Below are 22,322 nucleotides of genomic sequence, written 5' to 3'. Positions count from 1 at the left end.
AACTGATCGCACTGTTCGAATCGAACACCAAAGGGCTGAAACTCTCTGCCGAACAGCACACCGCTATGGTTCAGCTATTGAAAGACTCACTCACAGGGGTCAGCGACGAAGCCGCCGCCACCAAGCTGCGCGAGCAGATTGAAGGCGTTGCCAAGCAGCTTTCAGAATCTGGCAATACCAGTGCGCCGGTCATTAACCTGAACGGCGGTAATTTAACTCAGGAAGACGTGGTACGCATTCTGGCCGAACAGCAAACCGCCGCCGAAAAGGAAAAAGCCGATCAGGCCAAGAAGCTGACTGACAAAGTCAAAATCTTCACCGATGCCATCGACGCCGCGGAAGGCCTGAGCGATGAAGTCAAAACCGAGCTGAAAGAAGCGAAAGACCTGATCTCGGCCGAAATGTCCGACGACCAGGTGAAGAAATTCGCCGAAAACCAGATTACACACGGCAACCAGAAAATGGTCGGCATTCAGCTTTCCGGGCTGGGCTTTGGTTCTGCTGCTGGTTCGCTGACCCAAACACCCGACCAGCAGCGCGAAAGCCTGCAACTGCAACAGCAGATTCACGCCAACCTGCGCCAGACCAACACCTATTCACTGGGCCAGCTGAGCCTGATGGAAGAGAAAGACCTGCCTGTATTCGCACAGCAGGTGCTGGCTGAGTTCGACCGCCTGAATCACCACCGTATTCATCAGGAACGTCTGGTGCTGACCGGGCAGGGCAGCGCGAACGTGATTTCAGATACCGACCTGCCAGTCTCGGTACAGCGGGAAGTGATTCGCGAAGCCCTGTCAGATCTGAATGTGCTGCAACTGGTGCAGACCCTGACCGACTTCAGCGCCAGCGCAACCACCAATATTCCGTACGAAATGCGGGATGTCTCGGCGGTGCTGGGCGATGGCATCGTGTTCGAGAACGGCACCATCCCCAAGGTGAAAAACTCGCAACGCATGGATCTGGCCTACGTGCTGCCCATGAAAGTGGCATTCGAAGTCTCGAACGAGCTGATGCACTTTTCCCGGTCATCTGCCATCAACTGGGATGCCTGGGGCCGCAACGTTGCCACGGCCAGCCGCATCATTAAAGAACTGGTTGCCCGTCGCATCATGAACTCGATGCAGCGGGTCTCCGACAGTTATCTGGCGGCCAGCGTGGCCGATGAAGACATTGCCACGCAGTTGCAGGACAAAGCCCTGTTCAGAACCACGCAGTTCCCTGTGGTGGCGCAGCATCAGCAGTACGACCTGCAGGGCAACACCATCGGCGCACCGGAAAACCCGATTGTGTTACTGATCAACGGCAGCGAAGTGAAGCCCTGGGACGGCAGCGGCCAGCAGGCAGCGGGCACGTATTACGTGGTGCGCTCTTACAACCTCGGCCAGTTTGCGCTGGTTGATGAATCTGGCGTGCCGAAAGCAGTTACGGCCGCCAACGCGAAGATCAGCTACAACTACGCGACCAACATTCAGAAGGTCGACAGCGATGTGCCGAACGGCCTGTCACCCGAGAAGCACTACAACAAGCTGATGCAGGCCATCGGCCGCCGCAAAGCCATCATGAAGGATGACCGCTTTGTGACGCCGGATTTCCTGATCATGTCCAACACCCTCAACGATACCTGTACCAATGCCGAGCAGTTCATTGTGTCGCAGCGCCGTGATGGGACACGCACTAACGCACAGGGCGACCTGGAAGCCGTGAAGTCGCTGCCTGCGTATTCCACCAATGCACCGGGCACCCATCTGGGCGATGAACGCATCCTGATGGGCCAGCGGGGCGCACTGACGTACACCGTGGTGAAGCCGTACACCCTGAGCGAAATGCAGGAAGCCCGCGACAGCAACGGCCAGCTGAAAGGCGGCAAAGAAGCCTATGGCGAAGAGTACAACGCCATTCACTGTCCGAAGCCGATCCGCAACCGCTTTACCAGCGTGCTGTTCTATTCCGCATCCGGACGATAAGGGCGTCGATTCCCCGGCCAGCAGTGGCCGGGGCTTTTTCTTCTTTGCATACCGGACATGATTAAAGGAAACCGAGATGAAACCTTCCATTGCTTACACCAACACCACCAATCAGCCGCAGAACATTGGCGGTAAAACCGTGCTGCCCGGCGAAACCCGCGAAGTCGATGCCCGCTTTGTGAATGCCACGGCGCTGGTCAACCGGGATCTGATGATTCTGTTTATCAATTTTGATGCGTCACCGCGCTTTTTCGGCACCACCAAAGTTTTGCCGGGCGAAGCGGTGCGTGTGTCGGTCATCCATTTTGAAAACCCGAACCGCGAGAATGCCGGCGCGGTTCAGGACCGTATTTTCGAGCAACTGCTGGAGAACAAAATCGACGTCATCAAGCCTTATTTTTCCGAGCTGGAAGACGGGGAACTGAGCCGTCTGGCAGAACTGGAGCAGGCAGGCGACAAGCGTAAAACCCTGCTTGAAGACATCGACAACGAACTGGCCGTGCGCATGGCAGAACGTAACTTCAGCCCGGCTGAGTATGCCCAGCGACTGGATGCCATGACCGATGAAGATCTGCAGCTGGAACTGCTGTCCGTCGGCGATGACAGCCGCAAGATTGTGGCGATTCAGGACGAACTGGCAAAACGCAGCGACCAGCAGAAGCAAGAGGAATAAGCCATGTGGGACAAGGTCAAAGCTCTGCTGGCAGGCTCTGCGCCACTGGTTGGCAGTCTGCTGGGTGGTCCGGCAGGCGGTGCAGTCGGAACCATGGTTGCCAGCGCACTGGGTGTCGAAAACTCGCCCGAGGCGATTGAAGCGGTACTCAGAACGGATCCGGATGCTTTGCTGAAAATCCGTCAGCTTGAAAGCGATGAACGGGTCGCGTTGCGCAAGCTCAAGTTGCAGGAAACTGGCCTGTTGTTGGATTTCGAAAAGGCCAAGCTGGCCGATACCCAGAACGCCCGGCAGCAGCACCGCGATCACTGGATGCCCTGGGCGCTGACCTTAACGCTGTCCGTAATGGTCAGCGGCATGTTTGCGTCGCTGTTCTTCGGTAATCCACCGCAGGACTATGCGCAGGTGCTGATCATGATTGCGGGTACCGTCATGGGCGCTTTTGGTACGGGCGTTGCGTTCTGGCTGGGGAGCAGCCAGGGCAGCGTCACCAAGAGTAAGCAATTAGTTGGAGGGGTGAATGGCCGACAGTAACGAAGGCGGCATTACTCAAAGGGAATTCACTGCATTTCGAAACGAAATGCGTGAAAACATGCAGCAGCAAACAGAGCTGATGCGGCAAATGGTTGAGCTTCAGATGAAGCACAATAACCTCGAATCCCTCGTTGGCCGTTTGGATCGAACGATTGAAAAGTTAGCTGCCCGCATTCTGCCACTGGAGCAAAGCCTGAGCGGGAACAACGAGAAAACAAAGTACAACCGGGATCTGATTTGGGTGTTGCTGCTGTTTGTTGTTGGCATTGCGTCTTGGAAATTGAAAGGGGGCTGAGCATGCAGGTATCAGACTTAATCGTGAAACTACAGGCGGCGCTGATGGACAGCGCCGAACACGTTTCAGGGCATGAACAGCAGCTGGTTGAAATGGCCCTGGCAGATTTCAGCCGTTATCGGCCGCATCAACGGCTGGGTACAATCGAGTTGCAGCATAATCAGGCATGCTATCCGGCACCGGCGGATCTGATTTCAGTGCGTACCTGCTTTTACGGCCAGTCGGCACGGAAGCGATATCAGCCCTGGGAAAGGGGTTATCCCCGCGATTTACCGAATCTGAGCCGCATCGACGATGAACAGGGCAAGCCAATGCTGAGGCTGTCTTTTCTTCCCGGCTATCATCTGCTCAATCAGGTCGGATGGACCTACAGTTTCAGCTATTACGCTGCCCGGACGATTCAGAACGACGCCATTACGATAGACAGTCAGGATGAGCCTTTGTTGCTGCTGCGTGCCATTGTCGAAGCGGTGAAATACATTGCCGTGAATCACCTCAGCAAAACTGTTTCCGTGCGGAACAGTATTGGTGGTGAAGCGAAAAACGGCACGCCAGCCGCGATTCATCAGCAGCTGATGGAACAATTCGAACGGCAGGTGCGCCATGCGTGAAATATCGGTCGACCTTCAAACCTCAGCGTTGGATGAGGCATTCCGGGAAGCGCCAGAATTGCTGACTAAGCATTTGAAATCAGGTGTGTCTTTTGCCGGATCGTTAGTGTCCCGTACTACCCGGGAAGAAGCGCCTAAAGCCGAAACCACGCTCACACACTCCATTCGCAGCAATGTGGTGGGTGAACTGCAACGGATGATTACCAGCAATCAGAACTACAACCAGTACGTCGTCGCAGGGACGGGGCGGCAGGGCATGCCGCCGATGCAGTCGATTCTGGACTGGGTGAAGGTGAAGCGTCTGCAGCCGAAGGACTCAAAGCAAAATCAGAGTGATCTGGCATTCATGATTGCCCGCGCTATCGCTCGTAACGGCACCGCGCCGAATGACTTTTACGACCGAGCCGCAGATCAAACCGCAGACCGGGTGGCCGATATTCTCAATGCTTCGGTTGCCGCTGGCCTGCGCGAAGCCGGGTTAAGGAGCCTGTAATGCCGGATGCTTCCCGTAACGTCGATACCATTCTGACAGCCATCACAGAGGGTTTCGCTCAGCGTTACCCACACCGGAAAACGACCCGGAACTGGCAAGACCGAAGCGCGTACAACAACCGGGATTTAGAACCCGGTTTGCTGACGGTGATTTATACCGGGGAGATCCCCAACGATGTATATGACACCCACATTAAAATGCTGGTCATTGGCCGTGTCTACTGCGGCGCGAAAGCGACGGCGCTCGAGACGGAACAGGCCGAGCTGGCGTTTCTGCAAGAGTGGCGGGAGTTCTGTACCAGCAGTGCATTCGGGAACATTTCGACTCTGTCGGTCAATACCTCGCAGCAACAGGAAAAACCGGATGGCTGGTTTCTGGCGGAATGCCGCAGCGGCCCGTACGACCTGGCCGCAGAAATCGACTGGTTACCGGTAGGGCCGACTGAGTTGCCGGAAGGGGTTAAAGCCTCACAGTCACCGGATATCGGAACGCCCAATGAATCTAATTATTTCGATGTCGATGAGAACTTCTGATGGGAATGACAGAAAGCCAGTTCGTGCGCCTGCTCAGCGAGATGATTCAGTTCGGGACCATCATCGACATTCAGGCAAAGCCGCTTCGCTATAAGGTCCGGTTCGATGCCAACCGAACCAGCGGCTGGCTGCCTTCCAATGTTGGCCATGCGGCAGAAGTGAAAGACTGGCACCCCATGCAGCAAGGCGAGCAGGTGATTGTTCTCAAGCCCTTCGGCGCACAGGGTGGCGTGATCATCGGCAGCCTGAATCAGGCTCAGTTTGACCAGCCGAAAGATAACCTCGAGCTGTTCTATCGTGAATTCCCGGACGGCACCTGGCTGCAATACGACATGGAAAACCACGTTCTATCAGGCGAAGTCAGTGGCAGCGTCGAACTGAAGGCTGAGCAAGCGTTTAAGGTGGAATCGCCCAAGATTGTGCTGGTCGGGGATATTGAGCACCAGGGCATGCAAACGACGACGGGTAATATTTCATCTGGGGCCAGCATTACCGCGGCAACGAACATTTCCGACAGCGTTCGCTCCATGGCGGATGACCGCAAGATTTTCAACCAGCATCAGCACCCGCACGATGTACCAAATACGCAGAAGCCGGTTCAGCAGCAGTGAGGACATATGGCAACGGGACTTGATGAACGCACAGGCCTGCTCATTGATGGCGTTGCAGAACTGAAGCAGCGCCTTCAGCGTTGTATGCGTACCCGAAAAAGCACGCTGCCTCTGAGCCGGGGGTATGGTTCGAACCTGCCACATCGCATTGATCGCAAAATCAACCCTGAACTCGAAATGGACTTGTACGCAGACGTGGCCGACATGATTGCCGACCCTCTGAACGGGTTTACCGATGAGATAAAACTTAACCGTGTGTGGCTGGAACGGGGAGACAATCGCGTGTTTGTGGGTGTGGAAGTGACTTTGCGGTTCGACGGCAGCGTCGAGAAAATTTCAGGCCTGAGCGTATGAGCCAGATTGACCTGTCGAAGCTGCCGCCACCGGAAATTGTCCAGCAGCTGGACGCCACGGCTATCCGAAGCCGGATGCTGCAGCGCTATGCTCAGCTGCAGAACGTCGATGCGCCGAAAGTGGGTGATCCGCTTTACAACGCGATGTCAGCCATGGCCGAAGAAGTCACCCGGGCCCGTCAGGAATTTCAGGATATCAGCCTGAATAACATGGTGGCGTTTTCTCATGGCGCCAGCCTGCAGCAGCTGGCAGCACTTCGTCCGGTCGAGAAGTTTGAAAAAGAAACCGATGATCAGTTTCGCCGACGTGTGCAAATGGCACCCGATGGTTTCAGTACTGCCGGGCCGGATGGCGCTTATATTTTCCATGCCCTGAATGCGCATGAAGATGTGCTGGATGCTGAAGTTCTGAGCCCGTCACCCGTCAAAGTTGATCTCTATGTCCTCAGCAGGCAGGGAGACGGTACGGCCTCAGCTGAGCTGTGTCAGCAGGTGTTTGAATACATCGACGGGCAGACAAAGCGGCCACTGAACGATCATTTCAATGTGTATCCCGCAACCATCAAACCTTACCGTATTGTCGTCGAGCTGGATATTCCCTACGGCCCCGGTGAAGGACAGACACTGGATATTGCCCGTCAGCGTCTGCAGTCGTTAGCCACTGAATCCCATGTATTGGCGGGCTGTGTCGCATTGTCTGCCATTGATGCCGCCGCTCATGTGAAGAATGGGGAAGCAGACGGCAGTTATCAGCCGGTGACTGAAGTCTTCATCCTCGAACCCGCCCAGACCATCAAGTGCACCAAAGCCCAGGCTCCGTACTGCACCGATATTATTGTCCGGTTGAAAGGGACGTGAGATGGCCTTCATCAGCACTTTGCCGCCTTCAGCTTCTGCCATGGAACGTGCACTGGAACAGGTGTTCTGGGAAGAAATTCAGCTGATTGAGCGGGATATCCAGAACTTTCTGGATCCCTGGAAATGTCGGTTAGATTTGCTGCCTTATCTGGCCTGGGAACTGAGTGTCGACGACTGGAACGAAACCTGGGATGAACAGACAAAGCGCAAAGTCGTCAGCAGCTCGCTGGAGATTCACACCTACAAAGGCACCCGGTACGCCATTGATAAAAGTATTGAAGCCATTCGGGCCGATTCGCTGAACGTCATCGAGTGGTTTGACGATCCGGCAACGCTTGCGCCGGCTGAATTTCGGGTTGAGTTGGTTTCGAAACAATCACCGGTCGATGCAGCAACCATTCCCCAGATTTCCAGCGCAATCCGGAACGCAAAGAACACACGCTCACATCTGACCAAAATCCGGATCACCAGTCACATCAATACACCCGAAAAACTTGCGACGGTAAGTCGGCAGGGGATTCGGGTTGGCTCCGGTCCCTGGGCAATCCGGTCAGTGGCCAGCGTAGTGAATCGGTCCGCTTGTTGTTTTTCCCGCCTTGGCGTCGTCGTGCGCTCCGGGCCTTTACCTCGATAAGGAATATTGTTTATGGCTGATATCCCAGAATCTCAGCAGCAATATGGCTCCATTCTGACCATTGCCGGCGAGAACGCCGAGCAGAACGGCAAGCTGCTGAAAAAGCCTATTGAGTTCACTCACATCGCTATTGGCGATGCGAACGACACCTATGTACAGCCAGACCGGACACAGAGCGCCCTGGTGCATGAAATTGCCCGCTTGCCCGTAAATGTTGTGGATGTCGTTGAAGGCACGCAGAACACCGTACCCACGTTGGTTGTTGAGGCCTTGTTGCCAGACACTCTGGTGAATGTGGTGATCCGTGAATTTGCTGTGGTAGCCAAGTTCAATGGCAACACGTATCTGCATGCCGTCGGCAACTGCGCCCGGGTGTATGTGCCGGCACCGCAAAACAACGGCGGTGAAACCAACGAAGTCGCCGTACAGATGACGTTCACCGTCACCTCCGTCGACCCGATTGTGATGATCAACCCGAATGTCGTCACCGCCAGCCGGGAGTACGTAAACAAGCAGATGGCAGCGCATCTGGCGGCTGTGGATCCGCATCCGCAATATGCACTAAAAGAAACTGTTTTGCCTCTCGAAAGTTTTAGGTTTTCGCGTCATTTTCAACGAATGGCACTATTGCTGGTTCCGTTTGCTCAAAAAGGTGATCGCTATGGGAAATCGTTTATTTCTGGTCGGTTAATGTTTGCACGAGGTGCTGCCGACTACTCAGAGAGATTACTGGATATTGAAATCACAGCTAAGAGTTCATATGAGATAACTAATTACAACATGCTGATTTATAAAGAGGGATGGTCACTCAGATTTTGCACGTTGGAGTATCAAGGTGAAACGTGGCTGGCTCTCTATGACGTGAGTGTTGGCGGAAACGCTCAGGATGCAGATATCACGTTCACTGGGCAGAGGGAGGTTGCCTCAGGCTTTAATGCGTTGAATCAATTTCGCGTGATTACGTTTGAATCTACAGATCCAATCACTCAGCCGACCAATCCGGAAGTTAAGGACACAATTGTCCCGCTAATTTCGCAGAACGTTAAAGACGCCAACGGCAATCAGTATTTTTCAGATAGCTATCAACCGGGTATTGGGTCGGTTAAAGGCCTAAGTACGTATTTAAATACGCTGGAGCAATTAGCGAAATCAAAAATCAGCACTGACATTTTAGTCGGCAGTATTGTTGAATTTTCAACAGATCAGCCTCGCCCTGGTTTTGTAAAAGCTCAGCGGGTTGAATTATCACGGGCTGCGTATTCAAAGTTATGGGCTGTTGCTGAGACAACATCAAATCTGACAGAGCAATCTGTTATTGACTCTGACCCAGAGACCTATGCAGCACATTTCGGAACCGGTGATGGTGAAACGACATTCACCACGCCAAACTTTCATTTGGGCCATTTCCGGCGTGGTGCTAAAGACGGAGTGGCATTTGCGACGGCCGAGGGCCATGCTGTCGAGTTTCACTATCATAATCTGCCAACCGGCACTGGAGCGTCTGGACATAATTTCTCAGTCTATGGCATTCCCGATGTGATGCCAGATGGCACTAAAATATGGACCCGGGGAGATTCATTCAATCCGTGGGTTTCCAGCGGGCAAATCGCAATCACAGATGACACAGGTATAACTGCAAACAACAACACCGGGCAGATTGTCGGGAACTGGGCTGATGAAACCCGCCCAGATACAGCGAACCTGCATGTTTTTATTTTTCACGGAGAAATTGCCGCATGAGAGTTTTTTGTTACTCCCACGTAGATGGTCGATATGTTCGTGATATAACCGCCCACCCAGATGAAATGAACCCGGGAGAATATTTAATCCCCGGATACCATACGCCAGCGGCACCGCCTGAAGCATGGGTACAACCGGGTGAGTTCCTTACGTATCTTGACGCAAATGACATGCCGCCGCGGCGCTGGCAAGACGGGGCATGGCTAATCCGGAAAGAAAAGCAGCCGGTCACTGGCTGGCTGAAAACTGATTGCTCGCAATCAAGACAGTTTGATGCTGCTGCTGAAATAACTGATGACTATACACCGGACAAACCCGCAACCCGTTTCGATATCTGGACCGACTCCGGCTGGCAAACCGACGAGCAAGCGAAGTTCGAATCTGAAGTGCGGACCATCAATAATCTTCGCCGTCAGCAGTACGCTCAAATCGTTGACCCTCTGATGAACGAAGCCCGGATGCAGCGCATGCTGGGTGATGATGTTGGTGCAGAAAAGAACGAATTTCAGGCGCAGCAGTGGTATGAACGAATCCGGGAAGAGCATCCATGGCCACAGGCGCCGGAAGGTGTACTCCCTCCAACCACCGCATAACCTGACTACCCTAAACACAAAGCCGCTGAAGGTGTGTTTTCTTTGATCAAAGAGGAACTCACCCATGGCGTTCAAACATGGCATTTTCGGAAGCACGGATGAGGGTGGTGTAAGGCCCATGCTCATGGCCGACACCTCCTTTGCGGTGGTGTTGGGAACGGCGCCGGATGCTGACCCTTCTGTTTTCCCAGTCAATCAACCGGTTTTGATTCCGGGCGATGTCCATAAACTTGCCAAGCTCGATATGGCTGGCAACAAAGCCGGTACGCTGCCAACAGCGATGGAAGCTGTTTTCGACCAGAAGCGTTGCGCAATCTGCGTGATTCGTGTTGAAGCTGGTGCAACCGAAGCAGAAACCATTACCAAAGTGATTGGCGGTGTGGACCCGGCCACCGGTGCCAAATCTGGCATCGAAGCCATTCTGGATGTTCAGGCCATGACCGGGCGACGTCCGCGGTTGCTGGCGATTCCGGGCTTTACACACAGCCAGTCGGTTCTGACTAAGTTGTTACCTGTTGCGACCCGGTTGCGCTGTAAAGTCTTTGCGGACTGTCCCGGCAGCACTTATGAATCTGCCGTGGCATATCGTCAGCTGTGGGGCGATCGTCGCCTTGAGCTGTTCTGGCCACGGGTTCGCAACGCACTGGATAAACTGGTTCCCATGTCGGCTTATGCGCTGGGGATTGAGATTCAGAAAGACCAGGATCCGAACCACGGCTACAGCGCATCGATTTCAAATCACCGAATCAATGGCGCGCTCGGGACTGAATTCCCGATTGATTATGTCGATGGCGACACCAATTGCATGGCGCACCTGCTCAATGAAAACCAGATCACCACAGTGATCATGGACGAAGGCCTGCGCACCTGGGGCAACCTTAGCTGCAGTGACGACCCGAAATGGCAGTTCAATTCGCATGTGCGAGTGAATGACATGGTGCTGGATATGATCACCTATGGCCTCAAATGGGCGCGGGACCGCAAAATTCTGGCAACCTTCGTCGAAGATGTGACGGAGTCGGTTCAGAACGCCCTTGATGGCGAAACCCGGGCAGGGCACATGTATGGCGCTACTGCTTGGGCAGACCCCGACCTTAACCCGCCTGACTCCATCATTGCGGGGAATTTCTATCTCGATTACGACTTCACACCGCCTGGCCTCGCGCAGGCGATTCACGTCACGAGCCATTTCACCAATGACTACGCAGACGTCATTTTCAAGTAAGGAACGGTCATGGAACGCAGAGCACCGAAAACACTGGTTGATTATGCCTGGTATCAGGATGGTAACGGCATGATTGGTCTGGTACCCAAAGTGAAGCTGCCACCATTCACCCGCATTGTGGAAGAGTACATTGCCGGCGGCATGGTTGGGGCTATCAAAATTGATATGGGCGCCATTGAAACCGATGACCTTGAAGTCACGCTGGCAGAGCCGAACCCAAGCACGATCAAGATGTTTGGCCTGACCAATGGCGATGAAAAGCCATTTACTTTCCGCGCTGCGTACAAGGGTGCTGGTTCTCAGGTCGATAAGTTCAAAGTGCAGGTGTATGGCCGGGTGATTGGGCTGGAACTGGGTGAATTGGAACGTAAAAAGCTGTCTGAAACATCCTGCAAAATCACTTGGACCAAACTGAAGATGGAATATGCCGGTGAAGTACTGATGGATATCGATCTGATTTCCGGCAAAGAAGAGGTGGGCGGCGTCGACCGCCGTGCCGGCATTAATGCAGCACTGGGCTTATAAGGAAAGTTATGACCAACCAATACCAACCCATTAAGGTAACGCTTCAGGAAGCGAAGCCTTTTGATGACAAACCACAGACCGCACTCATCATGCGGCCGCCGACCACCAACGATGTGATTCACTCTCAGCAGCTTGGATCACGGATTCTGGCGGATGGCAGCAAGCATGTGGATGAAGCCGAGGCAGAAGCACATTTGTTTGCGAACCTCACAGGTACAACCCGGGAGTTTATCGGTTCACTGGCCTTTTATGACTACAGCCAGTTAGGGAGAGCCTACGACTGTTTTTTGTTGCCAGTGCCACAGTATGCCGCCAGATGTGCCTTGCTGTTTCCCGGTTCAGTGGCGTCTCACTCTCAGAACTCAGAAGCCTCAGTATCGCAGAACTCCACGACTGGCTGAATGACTGTACCGAACTGACGAAGCAGGCAGATGATGAATAAGAGGGGATGCAATGGCAGATAACACACAATCTGTCGGCATTGGTGTAGTCGCAAAGGTCGATGGCAGCGTCTCACAGGCTTTCAGCCAGATTGAGAAGCAAAACAGTCGTCTGGGCCGTGGTGCGCGGGAACTCAGTCAAGATACCCAACGCGTCGGACGGGAGAGTAATCGGACAGGTTCTCTGGTCGGCCGGTTAGGCCGCCTCTTTGGCCGTGCCGGCGCAGGTGTCCGGAGATATACCCGCGATATTGGCAGTGCAATCCGGAATAACCAGTTGCTCAGGGCCAGTCTGGATAAGGCTGGCGAAAAGCTGGATGGGCTCGGCAACCAATGGACCGGGATTGCAACCGGTGTGGCCGGTGCCGGTTCAGCGATGGCCGTGATGGGCCTTGAGGAACGCTATGAGCGGCTGGGCATTCAGGCGGGTAAATCCCGCGATGAAATGACCAAACTGCGGCAGGAAATGTTTGCCACTGCTCAGCAAAGTGATATTCGGGTTGATCAGGGCGAGATGCTGGCCGCAGTCGAAAAGATTGTGGAGAAAACCGGTGATCTCGAATTTGCCCGTGAAAACATGGCCAACATCGGTCGGGTGATGCAGGCAACGGGTGCAGCAGGTGTGGATGTCGGTGAGATGTTCGCCGACATGTCGACGAAGTTTGGCCTTAAGAACAGCGAAGATGTTCTGAAAGCCATCGACACGCTGGTTGTTCAGGGCAAAGCCGGTGCATTCACATTGCAGAACCTGGCTGCTGAAGGTGCGGCTGTGTCGGCTGCTTATGCTGCGATGGGACGTTCAGGCCCGAAAGCTGTGCAGGAAATGGGGGCGCTGCTGCAGATCTCCCGGATGGGTTCCGGCTCAGCGGCGGAAGCTGCCAGCTCGATGGAATCGGTACTGGCTGACATTCGGTCAAATTATAAGGATATTGAAGCACTCGGGATTCAGGTTTTTGACGAAGAAGCACTTGCGCGGGGAGAGAAGAAATTTCGTGATATCCCGACCTTACTGAAGGAAATCATGGATACCACCAGTGGGGATATCACTCAGTATGGTGAGTTATTCGGTGATGAAGCCATGCGATTGATGCAGGCGCTTGCAGGAAGTGATGGTCGGGCAAAGTTTGATGACTTCCTTGCCATTTATGGCGACGGCTCCGCAGTGCTCCAGGATTCAGCCAGAGCCGCCAAAACCGCCAATGCTGCCATGGTGAGTCTGAAAACTGCCTGGATGAATTTTGCCGATCAAAATCTTGCCGGGCCGATTGCTGGCTTGGCTGATGCGATCAACAGCCTCGACCCGGAAACGCTGGAAACCACTTTGAAAGTAGCCACAGGAGTGGGCGGCGCATTGGCTGCAGCCTATGCAGTACGTAAAACTTGGCAAGTGGGGAAAAGTGTTGCGGGGTTGTTCAGTCGCGGTGGTGATGGTGATGGCGGTAGCGGCGACACTCCGGATTTACCCGGCGGTGATGATGTTTCTAAGGTTTATGTCACCAATATGCCGGATTCCGGCATGGGTGGAACATCAGGGGCAGGTCGGCGACGGAAGCGAGTTCGACGCAGAGGCGCAAGGCCAATGGGTGGCGCAGGCCGTTCGCCGGGTATGTCATTCCTGAAAGGGACGGCCCGTAAGCTGCCATACCTCGGCGCTTTGCTGGGCGTTGCCGATTTAGGCAGCACCCTGATGGACAGCTCTTTAACGGGTGCTCAGAAAACTGAAGCGGTTGGCGGCACGCTTGGGAATATGGGGGGCATGGCTGCAGGAGCAATGACAGGGGCTGCAATTGGCTCAATTATCCCCGGTATTGGTACGGCCGTTGGCGGTATTGTTGGCTCTGTGATTGGTGGCTTCGGAGGTGGTGCTTTCGGTCGCATGGTTGGCAGTTGGTTGGGCGGTGATAGTGGCAAGCCCGGTGAATTAGTCGCAAAGGCCCAGCAGACACCAGCACCGACAGGCGTTCAAACCGCGTCGAGTGTTCAATCAAATCAGTCTGTAACCTTAGCACCTGTATTCCACATTCAGGGCGAAGTCAGTGATGCGCAAATCACCAAACTGGAAAAAATGGTCATGGACCTCAGCAAGAAAATCAACCAGCCCGGCCGCATCGCTGGCCCGTCGTTCTCAGATTAGGAGGTGACATGGCAGATGTCATGATGGCTCTGGGTGAATACCGTTTCTCAATCAACAGCGCGGCCTTACAAAGCATCAGTGAAACCCACAGCTGGCGCTGGGCTGATCACAATGTCGCTGGCAGCAAGCCGCGTTCTCAGTATGTGGGTGCGGATCTGTCTGCCATTCGTTTGCAGGGCACAATTTACCCGTATTTTCGGGGCGGACTGGCACAGACCGACAAGATGAAAGCCGAAGGCGATCAGGGTAAGCCGCTGCGCATGATAGACGGACTGGGCAAAGACTGGGGACTCTGGACGGTGCGCCAGTTGCAGGTTGATAAGTCCAAACTCTGGATGAAGGGGGTCGCCCGTAAAGTGGAATTCACGCTTGAAATCAAAGAATATCCGCAGGATCTGGCATGACAACTTACATCACCAAAGACGGCGATCAAATTGATGACATCGCCTATCGCTACTACAACGGCCTGCCCGGCGCTTATGAAGCGGTGCTGGCAGCAAACCGTGGTTTATCTTCCTTGCCTCATCCGCTGCAGGCCGGCGTCGAGATACATCTGCCCAAGCTTGAGGAACCCACAGCCGATGAGGAGATCAGCCTGTGGGATTAGCCAATTACAAGATTGTCGCCAACGGCAAAGACATCACCGACATCATCCGGCCGCTGTTCGTGAGTTTAACCATCACCGATGAAGCAGGCCGGAACAGCGACAGCTTCAGCCTGACGCTGGTCGATGATGGCAAAATCGCATTCCCTAAAACAGAAGCCCAACTGCAAATCGCAACCGGAAAACAGGAAGGCCGGCTCTACGACCGCGGCACGTACACGGTGAATTCGGTAAAACTGGTCAGCCCTGCAAACCTGATCATTCTGTCTGGTGATGCGGCCAACCTGTCAGGTGAGTTCAAGAATCAGCGCGATTTTACCTGGGAGAATATTTCCCTCAGGTCGCTGGTTGAGACGGTAGCCTCTCGCTGTGGTTATCAGCCTGCTGTGTCTGAGGTTTACAGCGACATTCACATTGAGCACCGTTTGCAAACCGGGCAGAGCGATGCGGATTTGCTGACAGAACTTGCCAATGAGCACAACGCCACCATGAAAGTGGCTAAGGGCAAGCTGATTTTCTTTCCCCGCGGCGATAATCAAACCGTCAGCGGTAAAACCCTGCCTGCAGTGCCGTTGCACCTGACTGATGAAGTGAAAGCCGAAATTACGCTCAGCGGGGCCGGGAAATACCAGGCAGTGATTGCCAAGTGGCACGATGGGGATGCAGCGGAGACAAAAACGGTGCGGGTAGGCGACAGCAAAGGGAAAGCCAAACAGCTCAATACACCTTATCCGGACGAGGCCAGTGCTAAAGCGGCAGCAGAATCTGCCCTGTATGAATCTCAGCGAGCGGAATATAAACTCGAAATCAGCGACAGCCCATTTATCCCCGGCCTTCAGGCCGAGCGGAACATCTTACTCAGCGGCCATTTGCGCCCACAATTTAACGGCGCATGGATGTGCGAGAGCGTTACAGAAACGCTGGATCAGGATGGTCATGTGCAGAGTGCAAGCTTTGTGGTGCCGAAGGGGAAGCTGATTGAAATACCAAGGCTGAATTGAGTTGACATTCTTGTTGCATATAAATGACACTATGAGCATATTAAAACTTGTTACGGTGAAAATATGGACTTGAATAATATTTCAATGACTTTCTCTGGAGAAGATTCGAGAATTATTGGAACTTCCATTGGTGATCTAAAAATACTCAAATTTACTATTAAGTCTTCTTCGGATTTAGAAAAGGCAATAGATGGTGAAAGTGAAGAATTAACACCACTAAATTATATGAGAAGTTTTGTTCGAGTGGTTTGCTATCCTATTGAATCATTGATTGACGGAAACAAACCTGATTATTATCCTCTATCAGTTGATGATGTGAGAAAATTAAGCATTGATGAGCTTAATGAAATCGCAGGAGAGTTTATCAGGGTTAATAAATATTTATATCGAGAAAAGAAAAGAATAGAAAACGATGAAGATGACAAGGTTTCTGTAACATATCGACCAGGGAAAGTCCTGTATTCTAAAAAAGAAAGTGAAAGCAATGTTGAGTACTTATATCGATTGCAAGTAAAACAGAAGGGAAAAAGAAGTAAGGCTGCTGATATTCTGAGGGAGTCTGTTTTAAATGAGCTTAAACCGTCTCACTTTATGAGCGGTAATGTTTTTAAAGATGTAAATCTATCTGATTCGTTCAATAATGGAGTATATGGGGTAGGTACAGGTATGGACAAAAACATGCCTTCAATAGGGGATATATATGCTAATAAACTAGGGTTTGAAAAAATAAATCCTTTTCAAGGTGTAGCTCTCACTCCTGAGATAGAGCTGTTCAAAAATGAATTTGACAACTACGGGGTTTTAAATAAGCCTCATAGTTATTTAAATATCCCTTATCCTCTACAAGATAAAATCAATACTATTGATACTATAACCTCAGGTGTATATAACATAATCCCGCCATTAGGAGATGTATTTAATAGTAATTTTGATGCTTTAAAAATCCCTATTTCTCAGGGGGTTGGTGACATCTTTAAGAATGATTTGCTCAAGGGGCATTCTCATTTCTCAGATATCTTGAATAAGGATATTGTAAACACTTTAACTTTAGGGGAATCATTAACTAATACTATACAGGGTGTGGATCCAATAACGTTAGGTGTTGCGGGTGGGGTCACAAAATTTGGAGGTGATCTTGGTAAGGATAGCAATTTTGAAAATAAAATTCATGAGGGTTTTAGAAAACAACCTACTAGATTTAATTTTAATTTACCAGATAGATATGATGAGCTTTTTTATGAGAGTAAAAAGGCTGAGATAGAGAAAGAGGAAAAACGACTTAAACCTTTAAATGATATGTCTGAAAGCTTGGCAGTTTTGGTGGAGGTTTCGACCAAAACTGCTGAGTTTACTGTTGAAATGAATAAAACTCAGCTTAAAGTAGCTGATGAGATAAAGAGTTCAGGCGATGAGTCATCAAAGCTGGCAAGAGAAGGTATCGATATTTCTAAAAAAAGTTTGGAACTTTCAGATAAAGGAATCAAACTTTCAGATAAGTCCGTTAAATTAAACTATATTGTAATTGGTCTTACGCTTTTAGGTGTTTTTGTTTCATTTGGTGGTGTTGCCTATTCCATATATCAATCTATTGAATCTGATGAAAAATCTAATAGTGAAATGGTTGTATTATCAAAAGGGCTTAATCGATTTTCTCAAGAGTTCTCTGAATTGTCAAAAACATTGAAATCTAGTGTTGAACAAAATAACCAGCAAGTTATTAAAGAGGTTGAATTGATTAAAGAGAATAGTGCCATTCAAGAAAAGTATTATGATGAGCTTCTTCAAAAACAAAGAGATGAATCGGAAAGGCTACAGAAGATAATTGAGATTCAAGAAAAAAAGATCGTAGAACTTGAACGTAAAATATCAATTGCACCTAAGCAGAAGCATTTGAATAATTAGCTATTATTACCCATAACCCTCAACATCCCCAGCACTGCCTCCTGCTGCTCATCTGTTAGCTCTGAGAACAGGGCTAACAGTTCCTGTTCCCGGGCTTCGGTTTTCACAGGTCGCATCGGGCCTTCGCCCGCTAAATACCACTCAACACGAATATTCAGCAACGAACACAGCCTTTTGATTTCTCGCATGGTTCGCGGTTTGCGCTCGGTCGTTTCCCAGGCTTTCACCGTGTAGGGTGATTTGTGCATGGCCTGAGCGACTTTTGCTCTCGAGAACCCCGCTGCCTTCCTGGCCTGTTTTAAACGGTCTTTCATCATTTTGCGGCGCATCATACAGGCTGAGACGGGCTTTGTGCGTTTTGAGCGAATCTGTCTCTGCGCGTTACTCAGCCGTCTACAGATTCGGTATATGTGTCGTTTAGCACTTCATCCGCGTGAGCGTAGCGGTAAAATCACGTCGCATCATAGGAATGTGCAATAAAAAGAAAGGGCTAGGTTATAAATGACACAAACAGTAAAGGAAGATAAGCAGGAGAAGACGCCAGAGGAAAGAGTCATTGCTCTGGCGTTTCAGGTACTGGAAGAGTTAGCGAGGGAGAAAAAAGTAAAATCTCACCTCGTTGTTAGGAAAGCATTAGTCACGAACAACGTCGATGGCTGTGCGGATGTTCTCGGCTGTTAAGTCTTCAGGTTGAAGACCAAGACGATCGGCCTGTCGGTAGACTGCGGTGATCACCCGGGATTTTTGGTCGCTGGATAAAGTTTCATTCAGTTCAGAAGCGCAATCTTCGACTAATGCGACAACGGCTCGCATGAGGCCTAATTTTATCGGTTCCTCGGTATCGGTTGTATTCGCTGTTGGTTCGTGAGCAGAATAAAACTGAAGGTCTGACTCTTTTGCTGGTCTGTTATTGGCCAGTAGAGCATTGTTGCTTTCAAATAGACGGTATGTACCCACTTGTCCTGTAGCGATTGCTTCTTCATCTTCAGGAGAAAGTAGCGGAATTTTAATGTTGCTTCTGTTCGGAAACTCGCGGAGTACTTTGGTGAGTGCTTCGCTTCCCGGACCAACCAAGACTTCAGTGATTCGAATATCAATCATCTTGTCACCTTTGTATGCCCATTGACCAGGTTGCTCAAATACAAGAATAGAACGCTCACCAAGGCTGCATATGTACAGCTGCCAGTGTGGTTCATCTTCCAGCATGGTCTGTACTTTATCGGCAAAAAACTCAGGGTTTGATATCTGGTCAACGAAGAATGGCCGACCTTCGCCTGTGAGTAGCCAATCCAGATTTACGTTCTCTGCTCTTCGAATGGTGTACAGAAATTTTTCACCAGGAACACGCCCGCCAAAGATTGCTGAAATTGTTGCACTTGGAAAGCCTAAAGCTTTGCCCCACGGAGTTTGCTTACGATCAGCAAGTAAAAAATTGAGACGAGATTCAAAGTTACTCACAATGCGATACCTTCAATGGCTTGATTTGATCATAAAACGGATCTAGTATTTGTTTTGTCCGATAACAAACTCACTTTTATGATTGTGACGTGAATTTGCTTATCTCTGTGAGTTTAACATAGGGGAACAATACATGATAACTACTCGCGGTCTGAATTCAGACATCATTGCGACCCGTGATCTTGAGTTAAGACTACGAGTTGAACGCTTGGCAACGTTAGAGGAGCGTAAGTTGGCACAGATGGCTCGCATTTTGTTGCGAAAAGCTGTGGAGCGACAGGAAGAGGAGCTGGGATTACCGCCACTGGGCGATGATGCGGAATAAGCAATTAATTTCATCAATTCAAGGAAATGAAAATGAATACAACAAAATCACCAATCAAAATTGAAGTGTTTAGTGCCGTCATTGGAAATGTGTCAAAACGTTGTGTTGATGCAAGAAGTCTTCACTCCACCCTTGGCAATGCTACGGCATTTTCTCGTTGGGTTGGTCGTCGTATTGAAGAAACAGGTTTTACTGAAGGCAAAGATTTTTTGCCAATTTTGGCAAAAAATGAAGATAAAGGACGTCCTGCCACTGAGTACACAATCACTGTCGAAATGGCTAAACACTTGTGCATGATGGATCGCTCAGATGTTGGCTATCAAATGCGGGATTATTTTATTGAGTGCGAAGAAAAGCTTATCCAGATTAATTCGTTGTCTGTAAATCAAACTTCTACTCTGAGCAGAGATCTTCTGAAAACGATTGATCGTTTGAAAGCTTCAGACAATCAGTTCGAGGAACAGGTGTGCAAAGAGTTAATTGAACGTATTTGTCTACAGCTAAAAATGCCACAGCCACCGATTGAATTGTTGGACGTGAAATTAGAGAAAAAAGCCAGTTAATAAAAAGCCCTTCCTAACGGCAATCAGGAAGGGCCCGGGAAGCTGCGAATACACAACTAACCGTCAGATGATGAGCAGAGGCAGCAACCTCTATGCTCACGGCTCACACACCATTTCATCCTTGCGGTTAAGTGTAACGCAGCCTCCTGAAAAACAAAATGTAAATAAACTCAGGAGGTCATATGACCATTTCATCTATCACGCCCATGCGTGAGGAACCGTGCTATCCGCAGGTTACCACTGCCTGCCGTGAAACCCTGCGTCAGTTTAATAACACCTGCATGTTAGAGCAGCAGCTGAACAAGCGTACGGGCGTGCTGGCCAATGAAATCAATCCCAAACAAAAGCACCACAAACTGGGTTTGATGGATGCGATCACCCTAATGAAGCTCACCGGCGATGTGCAGATACTGCGTGCGCTGGCCGCTGAGATGAACTACTCCATCTACTTCCTGGCGAATTACCAAACCATTTCCGATCTGGAACTGCTGAACTCATACAGTAACTGGCACGCTGAAATCGGCGATGTAAATCGCGAACTCGCGGCTGCATTGGCAGATGGCGATATCCAGCGTGATGAGTTCGAACGCATTGAACGTGCCTTGCAGGAATCTTTCGCTGCGGCGCTGGAGTTTCTGAGCCGCGTGCGTGCATTGGTTGTGGATTAACAGAAGGCGAAGCCCGGAGGTAAGCCATGAGTCATCAAACCGTTTTCGAACATTACTTCACAGAGCAGGAAGAAAAACACCTGTTCAAAACTATCAAATCAACCGACTGCATTTATGCAAAGCGCGACTACTACTGGATGCTGCTGATGCGGGAAACCGCTGTCCGTTTGGGTGTGCTGGCTGGGCCGGATCCGAAAAAGGCCAATAAGTATCACCTGCCAATGCGTGGTCTGTCGGTTCTGGATGCAGAACTGAGCCTGGATGAAGGTTATCTGGTCTTCGACAGTGCCAACACCAAAGGCCAGAAGAAACACCCGGTTTCTCTGAACCGCTCTGCAACCGAAGCGCTGCGTGAGTTGCTGCGCATTCATCGTGAAATGAGTGAAGGCTGGGACTGGGATACCCCACGAGAGGAGCGCCCCCTGTTTCTGAGCCGGAACCGTCAGCACATGAGTCGCCGGAGTTTTCAGCACCGCTTCAAACTCTGGTGCCGGGCTGCAGAAGTTCCGGAAGGCACCCCTCACTGGCTGCGGCATTGCTGGGCAAAGCGGTATCTGGAACGCGCAACATCACCGGACGCACTGCGACGTGTACAGGCGGTGTTGGGGCACTCAGACATCAAGACCACAGCCATTTACACCAGGCCGGATAAGGAATCACTGGCATCAGCCATGCGGGAGGCAAGTACATGTTTTCACTGATGTTAGATGGCCACAGAGCGGCCGCAAGGCTGAAGCGCGGCGACTTGGTGAGTATTTCGGGTTCACCGGCGGATATTGCGCCATTGGAAGCCATTTCTAAACAGCCAGACGGCAGTGTGTGGTTAAACCCGATTGGGCAGGGAAAATTTCAGGTGAATCAGTTTCAGCAGATTGCGGTGTATTCGTTGTGCAGAGGGACAGGAAGATGAGTAAGTCACTTTCAGCCATTGTGGTTGAACTCAGGCGTGCGGCACTGCAAGCCGCGTTAAGGAATATCAATCTGCATGTGTTTGATAGCAGAGCGACAGAACGCGAGCTGCATGAATACGTGGCGGGCGAGCTTGGTCAGTATCCCGGTTTGATTCGGTGCTGGACACGTCATGAAGGTGTACCACGTGAGTTTGTGTCGGACATGCTGTCGATTTTGAATCGTCACTCTGTGTGGGCGCGCCATCAGTTGTATCCGAATAAGACCATTGCAGCTCAGTACCTGGGTGGGGAGCGTTAATGATGTTCGCAACACGGATGACACTAAGCGAGCAGCGCTGCTTGATGAAGCTGGAGCAACAGCTGGTGAAGAATCAGGGATTTATTTCATTACCGGCGTTCGAGAGCGACCACATGGAAACTCTGCAGAGATGGCAGCAGCAAGGTCACCTTGTGCTGAATGCTGACCGTATCAGCGAGATTCCGGCTGAACTGGTAAAGCAGCGTGGGATCACGCATGGCTGCGAGTTTAGTGATGAGTTGTGGGTGGCTTCTGCATCGTTGCGCCGGATTATCGCTCATGGCCTCTAAATCACCTTCAGCTTTCTGGCCGGAGCCGTGCATTTGCCGGCTCCAGGCGCCTTGCGTGAATTTAAGCCAGTTACCAACCGACAAGA

The 22,322-nt window shown here is 51.2% G+C and carries 30 protein-coding genes; 28 read left to right on the top strand and 2 right to left on the bottom strand.

Annotated features, from left to right (window positions below):
* The 21 genes from EA58_RS12100 to EA58_RS12000 form a co-directional block, all read left to right on the top strand.
* On the top strand, nucleotides 1-1,964 hold a 1,964-nt coding region (locus tag EA58_RS12100; RefSeq protein ID WP_036752977.1), incomplete at its 5' end, for a hypothetical protein.
* Between the two features lie 76 nt (nucleotides 1,965-2,040).
* Entirely contained in the window at nucleotides 2,041-2,637 is a 597-nt protein-coding gene (locus EA58_RS12095; protein WP_036752974.1) for a hypothetical protein, read from the top strand.
* Between the two features lie 3 nt (nucleotides 2,638-2,640).
* On the top strand, nucleotides 2,641-3,171 hold the full coding sequence (locus EA58_RS12090; RefSeq protein ID WP_036752971.1) for a hypothetical protein: 531 nt from the start codon (nucleotides 2,641-2,643) through the stop codon (nucleotides 3,169-3,171).
* On the top strand, nucleotides 3,158-3,466 hold the full coding sequence (locus tag EA58_RS12085) for a hypothetical protein (RefSeq protein WP_036752968.1): 309 nt from the start codon (nucleotides 3,158-3,160) through the stop codon (nucleotides 3,464-3,466). Before EA58_RS12090 ends, EA58_RS12085 begins: the two co-directional genes overlap by 14 nt.
* A 2-nt stretch (nucleotides 3,467-3,468) precedes the next feature.
* Complete coding sequence (locus tag EA58_RS12080; RefSeq protein ID WP_036752965.1) at nucleotides 3,469-4,077, top strand: hypothetical protein; 609 nt, start codon at nucleotides 3,469-3,471, stop codon at nucleotides 4,075-4,077.
* The gene (locus EA58_RS12075) at nucleotides 4,070-4,570 is read left to right on the top strand and encodes a hypothetical protein (protein ID WP_036752962.1); all 501 of its coding nucleotides are present in this window, start codon (nucleotides 4,070-4,072) and stop codon (nucleotides 4,568-4,570) included. The genes EA58_RS12080 and EA58_RS12075 overlap by 8 nt, the downstream gene beginning before the upstream one ends.
* Nucleotides 4,570-5,103 carry a hypothetical protein gene (locus EA58_RS12070; protein ID WP_036752959.1) on the top strand — a complete coding sequence of 178 codons (534 nt, stop codon included), beginning with the start codon at nucleotides 4,570-4,572 and terminating at the stop codon, nucleotides 5,101-5,103. Before EA58_RS12075 ends, EA58_RS12070 begins: the two co-directional genes overlap by 1 nt.
* Nucleotides 5,103-5,714, top strand: a complete 612-nt coding sequence (locus EA58_RS20970; protein WP_051642051.1) for a phage baseplate assembly protein V — start codon at nucleotides 5,103-5,105, stop codon at nucleotides 5,712-5,714. The genes EA58_RS12070 and EA58_RS20970 overlap by 1 nt, the downstream gene beginning before the upstream one ends.
* A 6-nt stretch (nucleotides 5,715-5,720) precedes the next feature.
* Nucleotides 5,721-6,068, top strand: coding sequence for a GPW/gp25 family protein (locus tag EA58_RS12060; RefSeq protein WP_036752956.1), 348 nt, complete (start codon nucleotides 5,721-5,723; stop codon nucleotides 6,066-6,068).
* Nucleotides 6,065-6,925, top strand: a complete 861-nt coding sequence (locus EA58_RS12055; RefSeq protein WP_036752954.1) for a baseplate assembly protein — start codon at nucleotides 6,065-6,067, stop codon at nucleotides 6,923-6,925. Before EA58_RS12060 ends, EA58_RS12055 begins: the two co-directional genes overlap by 4 nt.
* A gap of 1 nt (nucleotide 6,926) precedes the next feature.
* Nucleotides 6,927-7,559, top strand: a complete 633-nt coding sequence (locus EA58_RS12050) for a phage tail protein I (protein WP_036752952.1) — start codon at nucleotides 6,927-6,929, stop codon at nucleotides 7,557-7,559.
* 12 nt (nucleotides 7,560-7,571) lie between these two features.
* Nucleotides 7,572-9,299, top strand: a complete 1,728-nt coding sequence (locus EA58_RS20965) for a phage tail protein (RefSeq protein WP_051642050.1) — start codon at nucleotides 7,572-7,574, stop codon at nucleotides 9,297-9,299.
* Nucleotides 9,296-9,892, top strand: coding sequence for a hypothetical protein (locus tag EA58_RS12040; RefSeq protein ID WP_152548004.1), 597 nt, complete (start codon nucleotides 9,296-9,298; stop codon nucleotides 9,890-9,892). Before EA58_RS20965 ends, EA58_RS12040 begins: the two co-directional genes overlap by 4 nt.
* Nucleotides 9,893-9,956: 64 nt before the next feature.
* The gene (locus EA58_RS12035) at nucleotides 9,957-11,117 is read left to right on the top strand and encodes a phage tail sheath C-terminal domain-containing protein (RefSeq protein ID WP_036752949.1); all 1,161 of its coding nucleotides are present in this window, start codon (nucleotides 9,957-9,959) and stop codon (nucleotides 11,115-11,117) included.
* Nucleotides 11,118-11,126: 9 nt separating this feature from the next.
* Nucleotides 11,127-11,642: a phage major tail tube protein gene (locus EA58_RS12030; RefSeq protein ID WP_036752947.1), complete on the top strand. Its 516-nt coding sequence runs from the start codon at nucleotides 11,127-11,129 to the stop codon at nucleotides 11,640-11,642.
* Nucleotides 11,643-11,650: 8 nt separating this feature from the next.
* Nucleotides 11,651-12,043: a phage tail assembly protein gene (locus EA58_RS12025; RefSeq protein ID WP_036752945.1), complete on the top strand. Its 393-nt coding sequence runs from the start codon at nucleotides 11,651-11,653 to the stop codon at nucleotides 12,041-12,043.
* 52 nt (nucleotides 12,044-12,095) lie between these two features.
* Nucleotides 12,096-14,216 carry a phage tail tape measure protein gene (locus tag EA58_RS12020; protein ID WP_036752943.1) on the top strand — a complete coding sequence of 707 codons (2,121 nt, stop codon included), beginning with the start codon at nucleotides 12,096-12,098 and terminating at the stop codon, nucleotides 14,214-14,216.
* Nucleotides 14,217-14,224: 8 nt separating this feature from the next.
* A complete protein-coding gene (locus EA58_RS12015; protein WP_036752941.1) occupies nucleotides 14,225-14,620 on the top strand; it encodes a phage tail protein in 396 nt (131 codons plus the stop codon).
* Nucleotides 14,617-14,823: a tail protein X gene (locus EA58_RS12010; RefSeq protein ID WP_036752939.1), complete on the top strand. Its 207-nt coding sequence runs from the start codon at nucleotides 14,617-14,619 to the stop codon at nucleotides 14,821-14,823. The genes EA58_RS12015 and EA58_RS12010 overlap by 4 nt, the downstream gene beginning before the upstream one ends.
* Nucleotides 14,814-15,821: a phage late control D family protein gene (locus tag EA58_RS12005; protein ID WP_036752937.1), complete on the top strand. Its 1,008-nt coding sequence runs from the start codon at nucleotides 14,814-14,816 to the stop codon at nucleotides 15,819-15,821. The genes EA58_RS12010 and EA58_RS12005 overlap by 10 nt, the downstream gene beginning before the upstream one ends.
* 63 nt (nucleotides 15,822-15,884) lie before the next feature.
* On the top strand, nucleotides 15,885-17,723 hold the full coding sequence (locus EA58_RS12000; protein WP_036752935.1) for a coiled-coil domain-containing 22 family protein: 1,839 nt from the start codon (nucleotides 15,885-15,887) through the stop codon (nucleotides 17,721-17,723).
* Here the strand turns inward: EA58_RS12000 and EA58_RS11995 are convergent.
* Together EA58_RS11995 and EA58_RS11990 are read right to left on the bottom strand one after the other, a co-directional pair.
* Nucleotides 17,720-18,040, bottom strand: coding sequence for a helix-turn-helix transcriptional regulator (locus EA58_RS11995; RefSeq protein ID WP_161781040.1), 321 nt, complete (start codon nucleotides 18,038-18,040; stop codon nucleotides 17,720-17,722). The two genes, EA58_RS12000 and EA58_RS11995, sit on opposite strands and share 4 nt — an antisense overlap.
* 316 nt (nucleotides 18,041-18,356) lie before the next feature.
* Nucleotides 18,357-19,181 (bottom strand): helix-turn-helix domain-containing protein, encoded by an 825-nt coding sequence (locus EA58_RS11990; RefSeq protein ID WP_051642048.1) that lies wholly within the window; start codon nucleotides 19,179-19,181, stop codon nucleotides 18,357-18,359.
* 133 nt (nucleotides 19,182-19,314) lie between these two features.
* On the opposite strand from EA58_RS11990, the gene EA58_RS11985 reads away from it, so the two are divergent.
* The 7 genes from EA58_RS11985 to EA58_RS11955 all read left to right on the top strand — a co-directional run bounded on the left by EA58_RS11985 (nucleotide 19,315) and on the right by EA58_RS11955 (nucleotide 22,236).
* Nucleotides 19,315-19,506: a hypothetical protein gene (locus EA58_RS11985; RefSeq protein ID WP_036752927.1), complete on the top strand. Its 192-nt coding sequence runs from the start codon at nucleotides 19,315-19,317 to the stop codon at nucleotides 19,504-19,506.
* Between the two features lie 32 nt (nucleotides 19,507-19,538).
* On the top strand, nucleotides 19,539-20,069 hold the full coding sequence (locus EA58_RS20960) for an antA/AntB antirepressor family protein (protein WP_051642047.1): 531 nt from the start codon (nucleotides 19,539-19,541) through the stop codon (nucleotides 20,067-20,069).
* A 182-nt stretch (nucleotides 20,070-20,251) separates the two neighbouring features.
* Nucleotides 20,252-20,737 carry a phage regulatory CII family protein gene (locus tag EA58_RS11975; protein WP_036752924.1) on the top strand — a complete coding sequence of 162 codons (486 nt, stop codon included), beginning with the start codon at nucleotides 20,252-20,254 and terminating at the stop codon, nucleotides 20,735-20,737.
* Nucleotides 20,738-20,763: 26 nt separating this feature from the next.
* Entirely contained in the window at nucleotides 20,764-21,438 is a 675-nt protein-coding gene (locus EA58_RS11970; RefSeq protein ID WP_036752921.1) for a tyrosine-type recombinase/integrase, read from the top strand.
* Nucleotides 21,426-21,647: a hypothetical protein gene (locus EA58_RS11965; protein ID WP_036752918.1), complete on the top strand. Its 222-nt coding sequence runs from the start codon at nucleotides 21,426-21,428 to the stop codon at nucleotides 21,645-21,647. The genes EA58_RS11970 and EA58_RS11965 overlap by 13 nt, the downstream gene beginning before the upstream one ends.
* Nucleotides 21,644-21,946, top strand: coding sequence for a hypothetical protein (locus EA58_RS11960; protein WP_036752915.1), 303 nt, complete (start codon nucleotides 21,644-21,646; stop codon nucleotides 21,944-21,946). The genes EA58_RS11965 and EA58_RS11960 overlap by 4 nt, the downstream gene beginning before the upstream one ends.
* Nucleotides 21,946-22,236 carry a hypothetical protein gene (locus tag EA58_RS11955; protein ID WP_036752912.1) on the top strand — a complete coding sequence of 97 codons (291 nt, stop codon included), beginning with the start codon at nucleotides 21,946-21,948 and terminating at the stop codon, nucleotides 22,234-22,236. The genes EA58_RS11960 and EA58_RS11955 overlap by 1 nt, the downstream gene beginning before the upstream one ends.
* Nucleotides 22,237-22,322: the final 86 nt, after the last annotated feature.

The organism is Photobacterium galatheae (assembly GCF_000695255.1).
In the GTDB taxonomy this organism is placed as follows: domain Bacteria; phylum Pseudomonadota; class Gammaproteobacteria; order Enterobacterales; family Vibrionaceae; genus Photobacterium; species Photobacterium galatheae.
The sequence above is the reverse complement of the archived record's forward strand: the minus strand, read 5'-3'. Positions and strand labels throughout refer to the sequence as shown.